The 18,559-nt window shown below is 40.3% G+C and carries 18 protein-coding genes, 2 tRNA genes and 1 riboswitch; of the genes, 8 read left to right on the forward strand and 12 right to left on the reverse strand.

Annotated features, from left to right (window positions below; translation table 11 throughout):
• The 3 genes from VGE44_RS10765 to VGE44_RS10775 form a co-directional block, all read right to left on the reverse strand.
• A partial coding sequence (locus VGE44_RS10765) for a four helix bundle protein (RefSeq protein WP_331078834.1) occupies positions 1-353 on the reverse strand: 353 nt, incomplete at its 3' end.
• 124 nt (positions 354-477) lie between these two features.
• Positions 478-4,152 carry a methionine synthase gene (gene metH / locus VGE44_RS10770; protein WP_331078836.1) on the reverse strand — a complete coding sequence of 1,225 codons (3,675 nt, stop codon included), beginning with the start codon at positions 4,150-4,152 and terminating at the stop codon, positions 478-480.
• Positions 4,153-4,303: 151 nt separating this feature from the next.
• Positions 4,304-4,405: riboswitch (SAM riboswitch) on the reverse strand.
• Between the two features lie 142 nt (positions 4,406-4,547).
• The gene (locus tag VGE44_RS10775; RefSeq protein WP_331078838.1) at positions 4,548-5,285 is read right to left on the reverse strand and encodes a Bax inhibitor-1/YccA family protein; all 738 of its coding nucleotides are present in this window, start codon (positions 5,283-5,285) and stop codon (positions 4,548-4,550) included.
• 209 nt (positions 5,286-5,494) lie between these two features.
• Between VGE44_RS10775 and VGE44_RS10780 the strand changes: the two genes are divergently transcribed.
• Positions 5,495-6,106, forward strand: coding sequence for a 2'-5' RNA ligase family protein (locus VGE44_RS10780; protein WP_331078841.1), 612 nt, complete (start codon positions 5,495-5,497; stop codon positions 6,104-6,106).
• Positions 6,107-6,247: 141 nt separating this feature from the next.
• Here VGE44_RS10780 and VGE44_RS10785 read toward each other — a convergent pair.
• Positions 6,248-6,319: transfer RNA gene (locus VGE44_RS10785), tRNA-Glu, on the reverse strand.
• A 100-nt stretch (positions 6,320-6,419) separates the two neighbouring features.
• Positions 6,420-6,496 (reverse strand) — tRNA-Met (locus tag VGE44_RS10790).
• A gap of 156 nt (positions 6,497-6,652) precedes the next feature.
• Here VGE44_RS10790 and era point away from each other — a divergent pair.
• From era to VGE44_RS10805, 3 genes are all read left to right on the forward strand, one after another.
• Positions 6,653-7,531, forward strand: coding sequence for a GTPase Era (gene era / locus VGE44_RS10795; protein ID WP_331078843.1), 879 nt, complete (start codon positions 6,653-6,655; stop codon positions 7,529-7,531).
• 142 nt (positions 7,532-7,673) lie between these two features.
• Positions 7,674-8,975 carry a ribosome biogenesis GTPase Der gene (der, locus tag VGE44_RS10800; protein WP_331078845.1) on the forward strand — a complete coding sequence of 434 codons (1,302 nt, stop codon included), beginning with the start codon at positions 7,674-7,676 and terminating at the stop codon, positions 8,973-8,975.
• A gap of 24 nt (positions 8,976-8,999) precedes the next feature.
• Positions 9,000-9,191, forward strand: a complete 192-nt coding sequence (locus VGE44_RS10805) for a hypothetical protein (protein ID WP_331078847.1) — start codon at positions 9,000-9,002, stop codon at positions 9,189-9,191.
• A gap of 4 nt (positions 9,192-9,195) precedes the next feature.
• On the opposite strand, the gene VGE44_RS10810 is transcribed toward VGE44_RS10805, so the two are convergent.
• The gene (locus tag VGE44_RS10810) at positions 9,196-10,821 is read right to left on the reverse strand and encodes a S41 family peptidase (RefSeq protein ID WP_331078849.1); all 1,626 of its coding nucleotides are present in this window, start codon (positions 10,819-10,821) and stop codon (positions 9,196-9,198) included.
• A 149-nt stretch (positions 10,822-10,970) separates the two neighbouring features.
• Here VGE44_RS10810 and VGE44_RS10815 point away from each other — a divergent pair, with 149 nt between their 5' ends.
• The 3 genes from VGE44_RS10815 to VGE44_RS10825 all read left to right on the forward strand — a co-directional run bounded on the left by VGE44_RS10815 (position 10,971) and on the right by VGE44_RS10825 (position 14,690).
• Positions 10,971-13,181 carry a TonB-dependent receptor family protein gene (locus VGE44_RS10815; protein ID WP_331078851.1) on the forward strand — a complete coding sequence of 737 codons (2,211 nt, stop codon included), beginning with the start codon at positions 10,971-10,973 and terminating at the stop codon, positions 13,179-13,181.
• A gap of 117 nt (positions 13,182-13,298) precedes the next feature.
• Positions 13,299-14,114, forward strand: a complete 816-nt coding sequence (gene murQ / locus VGE44_RS10820; RefSeq protein WP_331078853.1) for an N-acetylmuramic acid 6-phosphate etherase — start codon at positions 13,299-13,301, stop codon at positions 14,112-14,114.
• Between the two features lie 9 nt (positions 14,115-14,123).
• Positions 14,124-14,690 carry a hypothetical protein gene (locus tag VGE44_RS10825; protein ID WP_305366716.1) on the forward strand — a complete coding sequence of 189 codons (567 nt, stop codon included), beginning with the start codon at positions 14,124-14,126 and terminating at the stop codon, positions 14,688-14,690.
• An 87-nt stretch (positions 14,691-14,777) separates the two neighbouring features.
• Here the strand turns inward: VGE44_RS10825 and VGE44_RS10830 are convergent, their stop codons facing one another.
• The 6 genes from VGE44_RS10830 to VGE44_RS10855 form a co-directional block, all read right to left on the reverse strand.
• Entirely contained in the window at positions 14,778-15,263 is a 486-nt protein-coding gene (locus VGE44_RS10830; protein WP_331078858.1) for a DNA-deoxyinosine glycosylase, read from the reverse strand.
• 57 nt (positions 15,264-15,320) lie between these two features.
• On the reverse strand, positions 15,321-15,722 hold the full coding sequence (locus tag VGE44_RS10835) for a glyoxalase (protein WP_331078860.1): 402 nt from the start codon (positions 15,720-15,722) through the stop codon (positions 15,321-15,323).
• Positions 15,723-15,733: 11 nt separating this feature from the next.
• Positions 15,734-16,183: an SRPBCC family protein gene (locus VGE44_RS10840; protein ID WP_331078862.1), complete on the reverse strand. Its 450-nt coding sequence runs from the start codon at positions 16,181-16,183 to the stop codon at positions 15,734-15,736.
• A 106-nt stretch (positions 16,184-16,289) separates the two neighbouring features.
• Positions 16,290-16,649, reverse strand: coding sequence for a DUF1801 domain-containing protein (locus VGE44_RS10845; protein WP_331078864.1), 360 nt, complete (start codon positions 16,647-16,649; stop codon positions 16,290-16,292).
• Complete coding sequence (locus tag VGE44_RS10850) at positions 16,642-17,016, reverse strand: DoxX family protein (RefSeq protein WP_331078866.1); 375 nt, start codon at positions 17,014-17,016, stop codon at positions 16,642-16,644. The genes VGE44_RS10845 and VGE44_RS10850 overlap by 8 nt, the downstream gene beginning before the upstream one ends.
• Positions 17,017-17,038: 22 nt before the next feature.
• Complete coding sequence (locus VGE44_RS10855) at positions 17,039-17,458, reverse strand: SRPBCC domain-containing protein (RefSeq protein WP_331078868.1); 420 nt, start codon at positions 17,456-17,458, stop codon at positions 17,039-17,041.
• 127 nt (positions 17,459-17,585) lie between these two features.
• On the opposite strand from VGE44_RS10855, the gene VGE44_RS10860 reads away from it, so the two are divergent.
• Positions 17,586-18,559 (forward strand): GlxA family transcriptional regulator (locus VGE44_RS10860; RefSeq protein WP_331078870.1); only part of this gene is annotated, 974 nt, incomplete at its 3' end.

The following is an 18,559-nucleotide window of genomic DNA, read 5'->3' on the forward strand; positions in this document are numbered from 1 at the left end:
TATTTAATAAAACCACTTAGTAATTTCCTCGTAGTTTCAGTTAATATTAAAAGTTGATTTAGTTTTACTTCTTCTATATATTCTAAATCAAAGCTAAGATACAGTTGAGTTTCTAATTCATAAATAGAGCCTCTCGCGATGTAGAAGAATTGTATACTATCTTTTGGATAATTCCTTCCACAACCTTCAGCAATATTTGAAGGAATTGAAATCGCAGACCTTCGCATCTGATTTATTAGCCCAAACTGTTCTTCCTTTGGGAATTCAGCCGTTACAGAATAAATATCTTTAGAAAGCTTTCTTGCTTCTAACCACACATTTAAATCATTGTAGCGTTTTCTTGAATTTAACATATTTCTGAAATTGAATTATTTAGAATAATTTACATCTAAAACTCAATTTCCTGCCATTTAGCCCGTTAACTCAATAAATTATACCATTTACTAAGTCTTACAGGTAACCGATAACAGCTAACTACTAGTACCCCAAATTCGGGCTCAGCCACCTTTCCGTTTCCTCAACTGTCATCCCTTTACGAATGGCATAATCTTCTACCTGATCCTTGCTGATTTTGCCTAATCCAAAATAACGTGATTGCGGATGTGCAAAATAATAGCCGCTGACTGCTGCGGTAGGATACATAGCAAAGCTCTCAGTGAGGTGAATTCCAGTTGCATTTTCTGCATCAAGAATTTCAAACAATGTTGCTTTTTCTGTATGATCCGGACAGGCGGGATATCCAGGTGCCGGACGAATACCTCTGTATTTTTCCTTGATCAGATCTTCAGAACTAAGTGATTCATCATTTGAATAAGCCCAGAATTCTTTTCTGACCAGCTCATGCATCCGCTCTGCAAAGGCTTCAGCAAGGCGATCTGCAAGTGCTTTTACCATGATACTGTTATAGTCATCATAGTTCTTTTCAAACTCTGCTACCAGTTCATCACAACCTATGCCCGTGGTAACCGCAAAGCCACCCCAGTAATCAGCAATGCCTGATTCTTTCGGTGCAATAAAGTCAGAAAGGGCATAGTATGGCTCACCGGCTGCTTTCTCTGCCTGTTGTCTGAGTGTATGAATAGTTCTGTAAACCTGAGTTCTGCTTTCATCAGTGTAAAGTTCAATATCATCGCCAACAGAATTTGCAGGCCAGAAACCGATCACCCCTTTTGCCTTCAGCGATTTATCGGCAATAATCCTATCTAACAAAACTCTTGCTTCATCATAGAGTTTTTTTGCTTCCGTGCCCACGAACTCATCTTCAAATATACGCGGGTAGCTTCCTCTCAATTCCCAGGTATGGAAGAATGGCGTCCAGTCGATATAGGGTACCAATTCTTCAAGAGAAAAATCAACAAATGCCCTGGTTCCAAGGAAGGTCGGTTTTGGTGCAACAGCAGCATTCAGATCAATTTGAAACTTCTCTGCCCTTGCTTCTTCAATAGTTTTAAAACGTTTATCTGATTTTTTATTTAAATGGGCCTCTCTTGCTTTTGAATATTCATTATGGATATTTGTGATGTATTCCTCCCGGTTTTCATCACTCATCAGGGTACTGCAAACTGTAACACTTCGCGAAGCATCAAGAACATGTACAGATGGACCTGAATAGTTCGGAGCCACTTTCACAGCTGCATGAATTCTGGAAGTAGTTGCACCACCAATAATCAACGGAATCGTAAATCCTTCCCTTTCCATTTCTTTTGCGAAATGAACCATTTCGTCCAGGGATGGAGTAATCAGCCCACTGAGACCGATAATATCTACATTTTCAGCTTTTGCTATCTCAATAATCTTCTGTGCAGGAACCATTACTCCAAGATCAATGACCTCAAAATTATTACAGGCCAGTACAACCCCGACAATGTTTTTACCAATGTCATGAACGTCGCCTTTTACTGTTGCAAGTAATACTTTTCCTGCGTTTTTACGCTGGTTGCTGTCAGCATTATTAAGTTTTTCTTCCTCGATGAATGGTAATAAGTAAGCCACAGCTTTCTTCATTACCCTGGCCGATTTTACTACCTGTGGAAGGAACATTTTCCCCTGTCCAAACAGATCACCCACAATCCCCATCCCGTCCATTAAGGGCCCTTCAATTACCTCGAGGGGCTTTGCATATTTTTGGCGTGCTTCTTCAACATCATCATCCAGATAGTCGATGATGCCTTTTACAAGTGAGTGGGATAAGCGCTCTTCCACACTGCCTTTACGCCAAGCCTCATCCTTTACAATAACTTTACCAGTGGTTTTGATAGTTTCGGCAAAATCTACCAGGCGCTCTGTGGCGTCTGGGCGACGGTTAAGCAGCACATCTTCAACCAATTCCAGTAAATCTTTAGGGATTTCTTCGTACACCTCAAGCATGCCGGCATTGACGATACCCATGTCCAGTCCAGCTTTAATTGCGTGGTAAAGGAATGCCGAGTGCATCGCCTCACGAACGGTATTGTTCCCCCTGAAGGAAAATGAAATATTACTTACCCCACCGCTTACTTTTGCGAGGGGAAGGTTTTGTTTGATCCAGCGGGTAGCTTCAATGAAGTCTACTGCATAATTATTATGCTCTTCCAGTCCGGTAGCTACCGTCAGAATATTAGGGTCAAAGATGATGTCCTGCGGAGGAAAATTGACCTCATTGACCAAAATATCATATGATCTTTGACAAATTTCCTTACGTCTTTCGAGTGAGTCAGCCTGTCCGGCTTCATCAAATGCCATTACAACTACAGCGGCTCCATATTGACGGATTTTTCCGGCATAAGTTTTAAAAGCTTCTTCCCCTTCTTTCAAAGAGATTGAATTCACGATTCCCTTTCCCTGAAGGCATTTTAATCCGGCTTCAATCACCGTCCATTTGGAGGAATCAACCATGATAGGTAATTTGGAAATATCTGGTTCTGAAGCAATCAGGTTAAGGAATTTAACCATTGCTGCTTCAGAGTCGAGCATTCCTTCATCCATGTTGATGTCAATGATCTGAGCACCACCTTCAACCTGCTGGCGCGCTACAGAAAGAGCTGCATCAAAATCGCCGCTAAGGATTAGTTTCGAAAATTTCGGAGATCCTGTGATATTGGTACGTTCACCGATATTAACAAAATTCGTTTCGGGAGTCAGGGTAACCGGCTCAAGTCCGCTAAGCCGGAGATATGGCTCAGGTTTGGGAGGTACTCTTGGTGAAAATTTTGCTGCTTTCTCAGCAATACATTTAATATGTTCGGGAGTTGTACCACAGCAACCGCCGACAATATTAACAAAGCCGTTCTCCATGAAATCCTCAACCAAATGGGCAGTTTCATGGGGCAGTTCATCATAAGCACCAAACTCGTTGGGCAGTCCGGCGTTAGGATACGCTGAAATAAAACAGGCTGCTTTTTGAGAGAGTTCTTCAATATGCGGACGCATATCTTTAGCTCCCAAAGCGCAATTAAGTCCGATACTCAATAAATTGGCATGACTCAGTGAGTTTAAAAATGCCTCAACGGTCTGACCAGATAAGGTTCTTCCGCTGGCATCCGTAATCGTTCCAGAGATCATGATGTCGATCTTCCTGCCGCTCTCATTCTCATAATTCTTGGCGGCAAAAAGGGCAGCTTTGGTAATGAGTGTATCCGTGATCGTTTCGAAAAGTAAGACATCAGCCCCACCTTCAATAAGGCCCTTAACCTGCTCGTAATAAGCATCTACCAGTTCATCAAAAGTGACAGCACGATAGCCGGGGTCATTAACATCAGGCGACATGGAAGCCATTTTTGTTGTGGGGCCAAGGGCGCCGGCAACAAAACGTGGTTTATCAGGATTTTTCAGCGTGTACTCATGAGCTATTTCTTTTGCAATCCGTGCACCTTCGAAACTCATTTCATACGACAGATCTTCCATTTGGTAATCGGCCATTGAAATGCGTTGGGTACTGAAAGTATTCGTTTCGATAATATCTGCACCAGCTTCGAGATATTCGGCATGGATTGCTTTGATGATATCCGGACGGGTAATATTCAGGAGGTCATTATTACCCCTTACATCACATGGATGATCTTTAAATCGTTCGCCCCTGAAATCTTCTTCTGTTAACTGATAGCGCTGAATCATGGTGCCCATAGCACCATCAATTACCAGTATTCGTTTTTGTAATTCTTCTCTAATGCTCATATATGATTTAGACATGAGATATGAGATGTGAGATATGAGATAAAACTGATGAAATGCAATGGTTTTTGCATACATAAGTCTGATATCTCAAATCTAATGTCTCATATCTACAAACAGGCTTATCTTCGAAAAGTCGGTATTTATTGACTCTCACTTATCTGTTCCCGCATAGGCGGGATAGAATGTAGCACCTTATTAGCACAGGTTGCTAAGATTTCTCAGGGTCTAATCCCTCCATCTTTCTGAATAAGCAGTGCAAAAATGCAAGATATTTTGATGAAATGCAAATGCAGGGGCGAGTTATCAGTTAGCTGTTGTCAGTTAACTGTAATTACTTGCGTAAATTAGATTTTCAGGTAACAGGTAAGATGTAACCGGCAACAGACAACCCAATCCTATTTGCGACTTCCGAACAGGCGAAGCAGCATCAAAAACAGGTTGATAAAATCAAGATAGAGGGTTAATGCACCCATAATTACCATTTTATTCGCAGATGCATCACCATATTCGATACCGGCGGCTATTCGTTTCAGGCGCTGCATATCATATGCAGTTAATCCTACAAATAAGGCCACACCTATAAAACTGATAATATAATCTAATTGACTGCTCCCCAAAAAGAAGTTTACGATGCTGGCGATAATAATTCCAACCAGAGCCATCATCAGGATGGGGCCGAATTTTGTCAGATCAGTTTCAGTAGTGTATCCTGCAAAAGCCATGACAGCAAAAAGCAGGGATGCAGAAATAAAGCAGCCCAGAACAGATGATGAGGTATAAATAAGCAAAATATAACTCAAGCTTATACCGGTTGCGGCAGAATATAGAACGAAAATCAGAGCCAATGCCGGGAAAGAAAGTCGGTTCATCCCAAAAGACATGACCATCACAAAGGCAAGGGGGGCGAACATGGCAATTGTACCTAAAGTGGTTCTGCCTCCATTAATCGGGTCGATTAGCATGCTGAGTAATGCCTCATCATTCGAGAAGAAATAGGCAAAACCTGCAGATAGTCCTAAGGCTATGAACATCCAAAGAAATACATTCGGAATAAAATTAGCCGAGGTTATTGCACCTCCACGCTGAACTATCGGCTCGTTAGTATACTGGTAGATTGATTCTTTTTCTGACATAAAAATTAGTTTCCCCGAATTTAATAAAAATGATTTGTTCTGATGTTATAAGAATGTAAAAGTACACACCTGCTTTCAATTTTTGATTTTAGGTGGTCCAGGGGGGCTTCGATAAATCGTTTCGTGCACTTATCTTATTAAGTATTTATTTTTTATGAAAATACTAAAAATGTTAGTATTTTTAAATTGTATTAAACAAATAAGAAAACATGTTAGAAATAAAACTGTCAGAATATCTATTGATCATAGAACCTGATGAACAAACTAAAACAGATGTATTCGGATTTAAGCACCAATTCAGCATCCTGGGTTGTAAAAATTCTGTCAATTTAATTCCTCATCTGACCATTTCAAATTTTCTATTACATCCAAATATAGAGGATCAATTAGTAAGCCTGCTTGGTAATTTCTTAAGGGGCTTTTCTGCACTTACAGTCCTCTTAAATGGTTTCGAAACCTTTACCAACAAGGCTATTGTTGTAAACGTAGATAATGCGGGTTATTTAATACATCTCGTCTCAAGCTTAAAAAACCGATTTAATACTTATTTGAAATCTGGTCCAAACCTGAAGCCGTATTTTTCGTTAAGGCCTCATGTAACTATCGCCAGACAAATGACACCAGATCAGCACAAGCTACTTTGGCCTAAATGGAAGGACAAGCAGTTTACTCACTCTTTTTATGTGCAAAAGTTGAAGCTGATGAAGCGAGAGGTTGATCCGATAAGCTTAAAGCCATTACAAAATTATCAGCACGTGCACTATTTTGTTCTTTCAGGAAAAGATTCGGGCTTTTACAGACAAGGAAATTTATTTGAATAGAATTTCTCAGCAGAGCATTAGGTTCTTACACTTAGATGTTAAGTGGCAAATGATAGTGGAAATAACTCTATAATATCGAAAAATCTTTTTCTGTATAAACTGCCAGAAACAACAAAAGCGATCGTTTCTGATCGCTTTTCGTAGCCCGTAGGGGAATCGAACCCCTGTTTCCAGAATGAAAATCTGGCGTCCTCACCCCTAGACGAACGGGCCATTTAGCTTTGAGCTGACAGCTTCGAGCTCTGAGCTTCTTTCTATCGCCTTAAACGATGCGCAAGAAGCTCATTTCTCACTGCTCATTTCTCGCAGCACTTGGGTAGCGGGAGCCAGACTCGAACTGACGACCTTCGGGTTATGAGCCCGACGAGCTACCAACTGCTCCATCCCGCACTGTATCATAATTTTAACGGGTTATGAACCCGGCAGCCGAAGCCACACTTAATACAATTTTAAGCTTAAAGAACGTCTCTCCGTTGCTTTTAAATTGGACTGCAAAGATATATTTCGTTTCTTTGCAGTCCAAATAAATTTTAAAATAAATTTTACATGTCTCATAAAGCCGGATTTGTTAGTCTGATAGGGAAACCAAACGTTGGGAAATCAACCCTGATGAATGCTCTGGTAGGAGAAAAACTGTCAATAGTGACTCCTAAGGCACAAACTACACGGCACCGGATTCTGGGCATCGTGAACGAGCCCGAGTATCAGATCGTATTTTCGGACACTCCCGGAGTAATCAAACCGGTGTACGGAATGCAGGAATCGATGATGAGTTTCGTAAATGGCTCTCTTGTCGACGCAGATATCGTCTTATTTGTCACCGATATCAATGAAAAATATGATGAAGCTGACGTAATTGAGAAATTAGCTAAGACCAGCTCACCTATTGCCGTGGTTATCAACAAGATCGATAAATCAAGCGAGGAATTGGTTAAGGAAAAGATTGTTTACTGGCAGGAAAAATTGAATCCGAAAGCAATTTTTGCAGTTTCGGCACTCCATGATCATAATGTTCCTGCTGTTATGCAATTCATTCTTGATAATCTGCCTGAACATCCAGCCTATTATGATAAAGATACCCTGACTGATAAGAATGAACGCTTTTTTGTTTCGGAAATCATCCGCGAAAAAGTTTTCAAATTATACGATAAAGAGATCCCATACAGTACAGAAGTGATCATCACCTCTTTTAAAGATGAACCTAAGATCATCCGCATCAGCTCTGAGATCATTGTGGAACGCGATTCACAAAAGAATATCATCATCGGCAAAGCAGGTGAAATGCTGAAAAAGGTTGGAACCTATGCCCGTAAGGACATGGAAGAATTCCTGCAGAAAAAAGTGTTCCTCGAAATGTTCGTGAAAGTTATTCCCGATTGGAGAAACAGGAAGAATTATTTGAAATCGTTTGGATACGAAGATTAGGACAAAGAACAAGGAGCAAAGAACAAGGATGGATTCCGGTTCATTGTGGATTAATATTTAAAATAAAATACAGAATTAAGGTATAAGATATTAGACTTTTTTAGTCTTTGTTCTTTTCTCTTTGTTCTTTTATCATATCATAATGAGTAACATAGTAGCAATAGTAGGCCGCCCCAATGTAGGGAAATCTACATTATATAACAGATTAACCGAAACGCGTAAAGCCATTGTGGATGACTTCAGCGGAGTAACCCGCGACAGGCATTACGGAGTCGCTGAGTGGACCGATAAGCATTTTACGGTAATTGATACCGGCGGCTACGTGGCGCATTCTGACGACGTGTTTGAGGCTGCAATTCGTGAACAGGTGGTGATCGCAATTGAAGAAGCTACAGTCATACTTTTTATGGTTGATGTGGTTACCGGCGTAACGGATCTTGATGACGATATCGCCAAACTTCTTCGACGCAGTAAGAAACCGGTTTTCGTTGTGGTAAATAAGGTGGATAATAACCAGCGGCTTACAGATGCTAGCATTTTTTACAGCCTCGGATTAGGTGAAATATATCCGCTCTCCTCCATGTCGGGCTCAGGGACCGGTGAGCTTCTAGATGAAGTGATCAAGCATTTTGAAGAAGAAGCTGAAGAAGAAAATCAGTTGCCCAAATATGCGATAGTTGGTCGCCCAAATGTTGGAAAATCATCCCTGATCAATGCCCTGATCGGTAAGGAAAGAAATATTGTTACCCCTATTGCAGGTACAACCCGCGATTCGATACATATCCATTACAATCAGTTCGGGCACGAATTCATGTTGATCGACACCGCAGGTTTACGTAAGAAAACTAAAGTTAAAGAGAACATAGAATTCTACTCGGTGATGCGCACGATCAAAGCACTTGAGGAAGCTGATGTGATCATTCTTATGATCGATGCAGTTGAAGGTATTGAATCACAGGATATCAATATCTTCCACCTGGCCGAGAAAAATAAAAAGGGGATTGTGATCCTGGTTAATAAATGGGACCTTATTGAGAAAAACACTAAAACAACCGGTGTATTTGAAGAACAGATCTATGATAAGATTGCTCCCTTTACCGATGTGCCAATCGTATTTACATCAGTTGTAGAAAAGCAGAGGATATACAAATCCCTGGAGGCTGCTTCAAAGGTTTATGAAAATAAACTTAAAAAGATCCCTACCTCAAAACTTAATGATGTGATGTTACCGATCATTGAAAACTTCCCGCCACCGGCTGTAAAAGGGAAATATGTTAAGATCAAATATGTAACCCAGATCAATGCGAGTTCCCCAATGTTTGCATTCTTTTGTAACTTGCCGCAATATATCAAGGAACCATACAAACGTTTTATTGAAAACAAACTTCGTGAACATTTTGATTTCACCGGAGTTCCAATCCAGATTTTCTTCAGACAGAAATAATTAAAAAAAATAAACTATTCAACCATGAAAAAATTATTCTTTACAATTCTTGCGGCGGGTTTATTTGCAGTTTCATGTAACAGCGGTGCTGATCAGGCAGAAAAAGCAAAACAGGATTCACTTGCAGAAGTGGCTGCAGCCGATTCTATGCTTAATGCTGCAATGGAAACCGACTCACTGAGTATGGATACAATTACAGTAGATTCAATTCAATAGCTCATTACAAGGGAGGATCTTTCAAAACTTCCAGCGATCGGCTGATAGCCAGGTCTCCGGAATTCAGCACTTTGTAGAATCCTTCATCCCCAAAATGATATCGGGCTAATAGTGCCCTTAGCTGGGTCTCGATTTCCTTTCTGGATAAGGCTATCTGAGTTTCGCCTGCCTTAACATTTCGTTTGGCAGCCATTTGGCTTAGTTTCTTGATATCCTGATCGCTCAGTCTGAAATTCTTAATCAGCTCTTCTGTTGAATGGTAAACCTGATTTTGTTTAAGCAGATGGTTATACAAAACATCATTCAATATCCCTTTTGCTGAGAGCTCATAATAAAGACCTGTGTATCCGCTGGTATCTACCGGAATGTAAATATCGGGCATAATACCGCCCCCGCCATATAAAACTTTACCCGATTTTGTGGTGTAGGTCTTGCTCTTATTATAGAGTGAATCGCCAAGGCTTTTTCCATCAGAACTTAGTTCTCCATTCCGGTAACGTTCTTTTACCTCGCTGTAATAGGCATCGTTACCCTTTTTATACGACTTCTGAATGGACCTTCCGGATGCAGTATAATATCGTGCAATCGTCAGGTTTAATGCAGAACCATCCCCAAATTCAAATTGCTCCTGAACAAGGCCCTTTCCGAAAGAACGTCTTCCAATGATCGTTCCCCGCTCAAGATCCTGCACAGCTCCTGCAATGATCTCACTTGCCGAAGCTGTATTCTCATCAACCAGTACCACAAGCTTACCATTTTCAAAATCACCCTTCGAACTGGCAAAATAATCTGTTCGCGGTTCGTGCAGACCCTGGGTATAAACTATCAACTCATGTTCAGCAAGAAATTCATCTGCAAGAGCCGTCGCCGAATTAAGGTATCCTCCGCCATTATCCCTAAGATCAAGGACCAGATTCTTCATGCCCTGCTTCTTCAACTTCACAAGACTGGCATGGAAATCCTCGTCCGTTCTTGCTCCGAATTTGCTGATCTTGATATAAGCGCTCTGTCCGGTTAGCATGTACGCTGCATCAATACTACTGACAATAATCCTGTCGCGCAGAATGCTAAATATCTTACGGGCTGTATCCCGTTTAACCAACAGTTCAACTGCCGACCCTCTCTTCCCTCTGATCTGATCAACAATATGCTTCGAAGTGACCCTTATCCCTGCTACCGGTTTCTTATTGATAGCCAGAATCTTATCTCCGTGTTTTATTCCTGCTTTATATGCTGGCCCCCCCGGTTTTACAGAAGTAATCAGCAATGTATCATTCAATATGTAATATTCGATACCAATTCCATTGAAATTCCCCTCCAGATCATCGCTGAGGAGCTGTGCATCTTCAGGAGCCAGGTAAGCAGAATGGGGGTCAAGATGCTTAAGTATCTCCTGAATGGCCATCTCTTCAACAGTATCTAGCTTCACAGAGTCGACATAATTCTCATTAATAATCCGGATTACCTTTTCAACCTTAGACGAACGGCCAGAAAGCCCGAAAGACAGAAAAGAACCATTTTTTGAGTTCTGATTTTCACGAACGAGTTTTGGTCCAAGCCAAAGCCCTCCAATCAATACAGCCGAATATCCGGCAGCAATTAAAATATTTTTTCTGGTTCTGGCTTTCATCTTATCAAGACATCAAATTTATTGAATTTCAGGTGGCTTAAGCACAGAAATCGATCATTTAAAATATTATTAATAATGAATCTAAATAATTTGATTTTTTGAATCCTGATTTGTAATATTGCAGCCAATTTAAAATTAGTCTAATTAAGATGAAGCGGATTTTAGCCCTATTATTTGCCCTGATACTTATCCAAAACGCCACTGCTCAGATAAAACAAGCTGATCAAAGGATAAAACTTGCTGACAGCACAATTATTGAAATGCCTCAGATTGTGATCATTGGGAAGCGGGATGGCTTAATCAGCAAAGTCCCGGGTTCAGCGACAGTTCTGAATTCCCGTGAGATTAGATTAACTGCCCCTCTTACCTCCAATGAAGTATTACGCAAAGTAACGGGAGTAAATGTGGTTGATGAGGAAGGTGCGGGATTACGTCTGAATATCAGTATCCGCGGACTTGATCCCGACAGAAGCCGAAATGTTCTGATGCTTGAAGATGGTGTGCCTATTGCTTTAGGCCCATACGGTGAGCCTGAAATGTACTTCACTCCATCGATCGACAAAATGTCGGGTATCGAGATTCTGAAAGGCAGTGGCCAGATCCTTTACGGTCCGCAAACCATTGGAGGAATAGTCAATTTCTTTACAGCTGATCCACCTTCACAGGAAATTACCCGTATCAAAATTTCAGGTGCAAAAGGAGGATTTTTCTCAGGCTTTGGAACCTATGGCAACACAATCGGGAAGGCCGGAATTTTAGTTTCGTACCTGCACAAAAGAGCGGATGATTTAGGTCCGACACAATTCAGATTGAATGACCTTTCAGCAAAAATCAGATATGAATTAAATTCAAAATCAAATCTTGGGCTCAAGCTTGGCTACTACGAGGAGGAATCAAACTCAACATATATTGGTTTAACTCAAACCATGTTTAATCAGCGTGATCAGGATTTTGTTCGCATGTCGCCATATGATAATCTTCCGGTAAAACGCTTTTCCGGAAGTGCTACACACCAGCTTGAATTCAACGATAATATCAGTTTAAAAACTACTGCTTTTGCTTACACAACAACACGCAACTGGCAAAGACAAGATTTCTCGTTCAGTTCCACTGCGGCAAATCAAACAGGAGTACAATGGGGAAATCCGGCTGTCAGCAATGGAGCTGTTTATATGTTAAACTCAACCGGTAACCGAAACAGGCAGTTTCAGGTTGCAGGAATAGAGCCCCGATTGAGTGTTAAACACAATTTGTTCAATATCAATAACGTACTTGAAACAGGTGCAAGATATTTATATGAAAAAGCCGACGAGCAATTTATTGTAGGCAGCAATGCAAATACTGCCGAGGGCACCCTGAGGGATAAAGAAGTAAGAACCGGCTATGCTTTCAGTGCCTATGCACAGAACAGGTTCGACCTGACTAAAAAGCTCTCATTAAATGCCGGTCTGAGACTGGAGAATTTTGATTATGAAAGGGAAATACTTCGCGGAAGATATCGCATTAATGGAGTAAACAACGTGATCAGAGACACCAGTATCATTGCTAAAGACAATACTATGGCATTGATTCCGGGTGCCGGAATCAACTACTCAGCAAATGACAGGATTAATCTGTTCGCCGGGATACATAAAGGCTTCGCCCCTCCAAGAATTAAGGATGCGATTACAGCGACAGGTGTACCTTATAATCTGGATGCTGAACTGAGCACCAATTATGAGTTGGGTACGCGGATTAAGTTAAACGATTATTTCAACGCCGAATTAACCGGTTTCATACTCGACTTCAAGAATCAGATCATTCCGGTTTCAAATTCCTCAGGTAATTCGAATGCCAGCGGTGTGGTTAATGGAGGACAAACCCTTCACAAAGGAATTGAAGCAGGCTTCCAGATTGATTTTGGGAAAATGGCAGGTTTAAAGAACTCCTATACTTTTGAAAGCAGCATCACTGTTCAGGGTTCTGAATACAGCAATGACCGTTTCATTTCGGTAAATGGCAGCACAGTCAATGTGAAAGAGAACAAACTTCCTTACGCAGCCAATCTGATGATCTGGAATGCTGCAGGTATAAATCTTCACAATGGTTTCGGTTTCAGGGTTTCGGGGAATTATATCGGATCACAGTTTACAGATGAGATAAACAGCGAAGTTCCATCGGCAAATGGAAGAACCGGGAAGATCAATAGCAGATACATAGTTGATGCAAATGCTTATTATCGTATTCCTAAAACCAATGCAAACCTGAACCTGGCTGTAAAAAACCTGACAGACCAAAGATATATCAGCAGCAGAAGGCCTGAAGGAATCAGAGTTGGATTACCAAGATTAATTACTGCAGGATTTGAGATATTTCTTTAAAAAATAGAAAGTATAAGAATTTGCACCCGGCCTGAAAATTCAGGCCGGGTTTTTTATTGCAAATTAATTGATCAGCTAAAAGATAATATTCCGATTTTTGTAATCGAAAAAATGAACATGAAAAGAACAACTGAAGCTGATTCCAACTATACTGATCTCGACAAAATGTCTGTTGCAGAATTACTGCAGGGCATGAATAATGAAGACAAGACAGTACCTTTTGCCGTAGAGAAAGCGATTCCCTCGATTGAAAAAGTCGTTAATGTAATTGTGGAAAAAATCAGTGCAGGAGGGAGACTATTTTATATTGGAGCTGGTACCAGTGGACGCCTTGGTATACTTGATGCATCAGAATGCCCTCCAACCTATGGTGTGCCATTTGATATGGTAATCGGGATCATTGCCGGGGGCGATAAAGCGATCCGCAAAGCAGTTGAAAATGCCGAAGACAACAGCGAGCAGGCCTGGAAAGACTTGCTGGAATTTAATATTTCAGATAAAGATGTTCTTGTAGGAATTGCTGCATCCGGAACTACACCCTATGTTATCGGGGGATTAAAAAAGGCGAATGAAAACGGACTTGAAACTGCCTGTATTGTATGTAATGCCGGAAGTCCGGTAGCTGCCGAAGCCAAACATCCGATTGAGGTGGTTGTAGGTCCGGAATTTGTAACAGGTTCAACCCGCATGAAATCAGGTACGGCTCAGAAACTTGTCCTGAATATGATCAGTACCTCCACGATGATCCGTCTGGGTCGGGTAAAAGGGAATAAAATGGTGGATATGCGGCTTAGCAATGTAAAACTGGTTGGCCGTGCAGTTAACATGGTGATGCAGGCAACCGGTCTGGATTCAGGTACAGCACAAAAACTGCTCGACAGATACGGAAGTGTCCGTCAGGCGGTCGATAATGCTGCTTCATCAGAACTATAATTTCAAAAAATGCATGAAATAGAACCATATTATCGCTGGAGGGACGATTATATTGCTTCCGAAGATGCGCTTTCGCCATTTTTTGAAACAAAATATAATGAGTTTGAATTCGATAAACAGATTTATAATTATTTGATTCATCCTCAATGGGATTTCTTTGGTTCACAAACCCTGTACCTGAAAGTTTTGTATGCCGATTATGAAAAAGGCTATGCAATAATTGAATTCATGGGTGAATGGAACGATGCCCTTCATAATGATATCATGACACTCAAGCGGGAAATTCTGGATCTGATGGTCATTGAAGGAATCGATAAATTCATTCTGATTGGAGAAAACATACTTAACTTTCATTCATCTGATGACTGTTATTACGAAGAGTGGTTTCAAGATGTAGAAGAGGGCTGGATTGCAGGTATTAATTTCAGAGAACATGTAATCAGTGAATTCAGGCGAAACAATATTGATTATTACATCAACTTTGGCGGAAACCTGGACGATATGGCCTGGCGGAATCTAAAACCTGTTCAATTATTTAAGCAGGTGGAAATGGCATTAAGCAGAAGATTGAATTAAGCAGAAAGCTGAAAGATAAAAGTATTTAAGAGAAGCTCTTACTTATTAAGTTTTTGGCTTTCATTTCTTTAGCTCTCAATTTGCTCCCTATTTTAAATACTCAAGAACAATTCTCCATTCCTCCTCCTTCTCATCATACCTTTTCCATGTATTTGCCCGGCTTGGGGAGGGTAAAACATGGTAACTTTTATCAGGGCTTTTTATAACATAGCGATTATAAAAATCTTCTGCTTTTTTACTTGCGAAGAAAACAGTCCTGATATTTTTATATTGATTATAGAACGACTTGAAATCGTTTGGTATTTCATTTTTTATCGCATTGTCTGAACTGCCTTTACCTTCGCAGTTTTGAAGCACATCCCATAATGCAATCGTATGATCAGTAAGTAATTTCTTTCGTTCCGTGTAGTCGGTGCTGAAAGGACGTTCAAGAATGCTGAACATGATCTTCCAAAAGTGATTACCTGCATGCCCGTAATATTGCTGGAGCTGTAGAGACCGCTCTCCTGGCATGGTACCTAGAATAAGAATCCGGCTATTAGCATCTGCAATAGGTTCAAAGGCTGTTTTCATTCTGCACCTGACGGAGTCTTTAGCATTTTGGGGCTAATTTACTATAATTTTCCGCCCTTAAATGCCCAGGACCCACCTCACATCAAAAGCATCCCTGATTTCAACCAGCCTTTGTTCTTCATAATTCCGGACAGATTGAGTCTTATGCACATTCTCTAATTTTTTAATAATTACCCTTCTGTGTTCTGCATTCTTACATTTCAGAAAAACAGAAAGGTAATTACCGATGTTTCTTCCTTCATTGTGGACTAAATCTGAACCGTAAATAACGATACTATCAGAAACCAGGGAACCACTGATGACTGGTATTTCAGGATAACCTGGTAATTTTTTGTCAAAAATTTCAAAATGAAGCCTTCCACCAAAGCAGCTTTGGTAAAAGGTGAGCGCTTTTTTGCAATTCCCGGAAAAGGTAATGAATATCCCACTTACTAAGGTGTCATTACTTTGAAATAACATGGATAAACAAATTAGGCATCTGGTATTTCGGGCTCAACAAGATTCTTCATTTTCTCCAGCGACTCCTGCCAGCCTAAATAGCACATCTCAACTGGTATAACTTCAGGAATACCTTCCTGAACTATTTTAAGTTCTGTGCCACAAAGAACCTTATTCAGCCAGATAGTTGTTGTTATCTCGCCAGGTAAAGCAGGGTCGTCAAATTTATCATTGTATTTAATAAACTCGTTGTCCTTTATATCCAGATATTCCCCGCCAAATGAATGGCTGTTACCGGTGCTGAAATTAGTAAAAGTCATTTTGAACTTACCGCCCACCTTAAAATCCATTTGCTGCACACTGCATACAAAGCCATAAGGAGGCAGCCAGCTCGAGTGTGCCATCGGGTCTGCAAAGGCACGAAATACTTTCTCCGGACTTGCCTTGATTACCCTGTGTAATGAAACCGTATTGTTTGCCATTTTTTTGAATTTAAATTGTAATTAATTATTCTGTTTTTCCTTACCCGTACAGTTATCCTGATACCTGAAACCCGATACCTGACACCTCGTACCCTGCTCTCAATACTTATTTTTCATTCTCCTTTTTCCTTAATGCCACAATCTCTTTGATCAGCTTTACCGGGAGTGGTTTATTTGCCGGAAGCTGGATAGCTGATTTACTAGTTTTGTAGCCCTCCAGATCAGCTTTGAAGTGTTCCCAGAAATCCTTAGTAAATGGGTTTGATAATGAAATGTGATTCGGGTAGGCGCTGTAAAATATCAGATAACCATTGTATTTAAAACATGGTATTTGATAACTGATAATTTCTTTTGCATCAGGTACTATTTCGTTAATAATTTTCCTGATCGTTTGCATTCTATCTAAAGTCTCACCACTAAATACCTGATGGTACTCATCTATAGTTTGATAGTTTGTCTTAGCCATGATGCCGGATTTTATTAGCATAAATATAAGAAACTGCAAGAATGCCCAGGAACACTACTGGCATAAGCATAAACCCAATATTTTGATCAACACAGGCATGACTGATGAAGGCAAATATTAAATTAAATGTCAGTCCTGCATATGCCCATTCTTTGAGCTTAGCGGGGGTTCCTGAATAAGAAATAGCTATAACTCCAAGTACCTTGCAAAATATGAGGGTATAGGCAAAGTAATCAGGATAACCTAAAGGTTTGGTGCCTGCATTGACATATTCAGGTGCAAACAAAACCGTCCCCAGTGGCATTACACCTTCCCATAGTATCAGGATAACTGTAGCTACCCAAAAGATTATTTTATTCTTTTTCATCTTGATATATTTTTTTTAGAATTTATTTTGATTCTACGTATTTGACAAAATTATTTAAAATAGCCTGCCAGCCCTGTTTCTGAAGTTCTGGATCATTCTCTGTTTCTGCATCAAAAATTGTTGTAATTGTGGTTTTACCTTCATTCTCTTCAAACAGGGTGGTGGTCATCCTGCCATCGGGCATTGTATAAGCTATTTCACTGTACAATTCAACATTGTCATAAGTTCCTTCAAAATCAAATCCAAAGCTGCCGTCTTTAGCCTCCATTCTATGCTTGAACTTACCATCTTTTCTGAGATCGTTTTCGCTTTTCGTTGTATGCCAGCTAGAGTCGGCAGTGTTCCACTCCATAATATCGGCGGGAGTATTCCATAATTGCCACACTGTTTTGACGTTAGCATTTACAATTGCTTCTACCTTGATTTTTGTTTGTTCTGCCATTGGTATCTATTTTTTCTTATTATTATATTACAAAGATGCAAGAGGGACAAAATTTGAGGCTGTTGTAAAAACGACAAATATGGGGTGGATTACGACAACTCATTTGTAAATTTGATTTGAATATTATATGCAAGTATCAGTTTTTGTACCACAATATGGTGTAATAGAGGCTATTACGCCAGCATTCAGGACATTTAATACCGCCAATGAGTTTCTGACTGTTTTTGGTAAAAAGCCTGTATTCAAAGTAGAATATGTAGGCTTAAATGAATATGTACCGGCCAATAATGGCGAATACACGATAAAAACAGATCGCTTACTCAAGGATGTCAGCAATACAGACCTGCTCATTATACCTCCCACTTTTGGAGATACTGAAGCGGGGATTCAGGCCAATACAGAAGCAATACCCTATTTTAAAAAGCTCCATTTAAATGGCAGCAGCCTGGCCAGTTTATGTATAGGCGCTTTTCTGCTCGCAGAAACAGGATTACTAAACGGGAGAAAGTGCTCTACCCATTGGGCTTATATCAGTGAGTTTAAAGAAAAATATCCTCTGGTAGAAGTCGAGGATGGTGCGATTATTACTGAACACGATAATATTTATAGTAGTGGCGGTGCAAGCAGCTTATGGAATCTAATATTGTATTTGGTAGAAAAATTTTCTGACAGAGAAACGGCTGTGATGATTTCCAAATATTTTGCTTTGGATATAGGCAGAGACAGTCAGTCGCAGTTTGCCATTTTCCGGGGGCAGAAAAATCATGGGGATTCGGAAATACATAAAGTACAGGATCATATTGAAATGAAGTATGATGACAAAATTACTGTAGAAGATTTAGCAAACTTCATCAATATGGGTCGCAGGACTTTTGAGAGGAGATTTAAAGATGCGACCAATAATACACCAATAGAGTATATACAACGTGTAAGAATAGAAGCAGCCAAGAAGTTTTTTGAAGCCTCAAGAAAGAATGTGACGGAAGTAATGTATGATGTGGGTTATACTGACACCAAAGCATTTCGGGATATCTTCAGGAAGATTACCGGTCTTACCCCAATAGAGTATAGAAATAAATTTGCGAAGGTGGCGAAGGAGGT

It is taken from the genome of Daejeonella sp. (assembly GCF_036405355.1).
Taxonomy (GTDB): Bacteria; Bacteroidota; Bacteroidia; order Sphingobacteriales; family Sphingobacteriaceae; genus Daejeonella.